The sequence below is a fragment of the Mesorhizobium sp. M7A.F.Ca.US.005.03.2.1 genome, assembly GCF_003997795.1.
GTDB lineage: Bacteria > Pseudomonadota > Alphaproteobacteria > Rhizobiales > Rhizobiaceae > Mesorhizobium > Mesorhizobium ciceri.
In genome coordinates, this window is the sequence record NZ_RZRP01001188.1 from 1 (window position 1) to 1,444 (window position 1,444).

The following is a 1,444-nucleotide window of genomic DNA, read 5'->3' on the forward strand; positions in this document are numbered from 1 at the left end:
CTCCCGACACTCGTCATCGGCAGCGGCATCGATCTCGTCCATCCGCTGGCCACCGCGCGCAGCCTTGCAGACACCATCCCCAATGCCGCCTTTGTCGAGGTGACGCCGAAGGCCACCGACAAGGAGCGTCATTTCGCCGAAATCCGCGCCGCCATCGGCAGCTTTCTCAACACAAATTTTGACAACCAGGACCAATCATGATCTCGAAATCTCTCTCCGGCCCGGCCGCCATCGCCGAACTGCCACGCGATCGCATGATCGCCGAATTCTCGCTCTGGTCTGCCAATCTTGCCAATTTCGAGAACGACTTGAAGCGCATCGAACCCTATGTCGATCTTCATCATATCGATGTGGCGGACGGTCATTTCGCCCCGTCCTTCCTGTTCTTCCCCGACCTCGTTGCCCGCATCGCCGGGCTGACGGCGAAACCCATCCACGTCCACCTGATGGTCGATGAAGCAATCGTCGAGGCGCAGACGCGCCAGTTCATCGAAGCCGGCGCCGACATGATCAGCGTCCATGCCGAGAATGGCGAAGCGGGATTGCGCGCCGTGCGGCTGGCGCGGGAGCTCGGCGCCGAGGCGGGCGTCGTGCTCAGGCTGGAGACGCCTGTGGAAGCGGTGACGGCCTTCGTCCCGGAAGTCGCCTTCGTAACGCTTCTTGGAACCGCAATCGGCGTCAAGGGACAGAGCCTGTCGGACAAGGCCTGCGACAGGCTGGGCGCTACCCGCGCTATCCTGAGAAAGGCCGGCCGTGAGGTGCAAGTGGTTCTGGCCGCCGACGGCGGCATCCGCCACGAGACCGTGCCGCTGCTGCGTGCCGCCGGCGCCGAAACCGTGGTTCTCGGTTCGCTCGCCTTCGGTGACAAGGACCTCGCCGGCCGCATCGGCTGGCTGCGCGGCTTGAAGGTCGCGGCATGACAACGGAAGCCGCCCTTGCGATCGATCTTGGCGGGACGGAGCTTCGCGCCGCCTTGGTCGACCGCGAAGGCAAGATCCTGGCATTCGCGGCGGTGCCGACGCAGGCGCAGGCCGGTCCAGACGTGGTGATCGGCCAGATCGAGGCGCTGGCGGCGACCGTCCATGCCGAAGCCCCGGCACTGTCGGTCGTCGGCGTCGGTGTCGGTGCGCCGGGACCGCTTGATCCGCTGGCCGGCATCGCCGTCGGCCCGCCGACACTCACCGGCTGGCTGGATGTACCGCTTGCCGACATCCTCGAGCGGCGGCTCGGCCTGCCGGTCCGTCTGGAGAACGACGCCAATGCCGCGGCGCTCGGCGAATGGCGCTTCGGCGCCGGCCATGGCGCTCGCTCGCTGGTCTTTGTCACGGTGTCGACCGGCATCGGCGGCGGTGTCGTCGTCGATGGGCGCATCCTGCATGGCCGCCGTGGCCTTGCCGCCGAGATCGGTCACATGACCATCACCAATGAGGGCGAGCGTTGCGTG

The 1,444-nt window shown here is 66.4% G+C and carries 2 protein-coding genes and 1 pseudogene; all 3 read left to right on the top strand.

All coding sequences use genetic code 11. The features are described from left to right. Window positions 1–201: pseudogene (locus EN991_RS36080) on the top strand (alpha/beta hydrolase); the annotation flags it as partial. Beyond that, the gene (locus tag EN991_RS36085; protein WP_127370510.1) at window positions 198–920 is read left to right on the top strand and encodes a ribulose-phosphate 3-epimerase; all 723 of its coding nucleotides are present in this window, start codon (window positions 198–200) and stop codon (window positions 918–920) included. The pseudogene EN991_RS36080 and the gene EN991_RS36085, both read left to right, overlap by 4 nt. Next, on the top strand, window positions 917–1,444 hold a 528-nt coding region (locus EN991_RS36090; RefSeq protein ID WP_164769652.1), incomplete at its 3' end, for an ROK family protein. The genes EN991_RS36085 and EN991_RS36090, both read left to right, overlap by 4 nt.

What these genes read in the sequence shown, in the direction of transcription:
- EN991_RS36085 (WP_127370510.1), top strand. Translation starts at nt 198, where the DNA reads ATGATCTCGAAATCTCTCTCCGGCCCGGCCGCCATCGCCGAACTGCCA.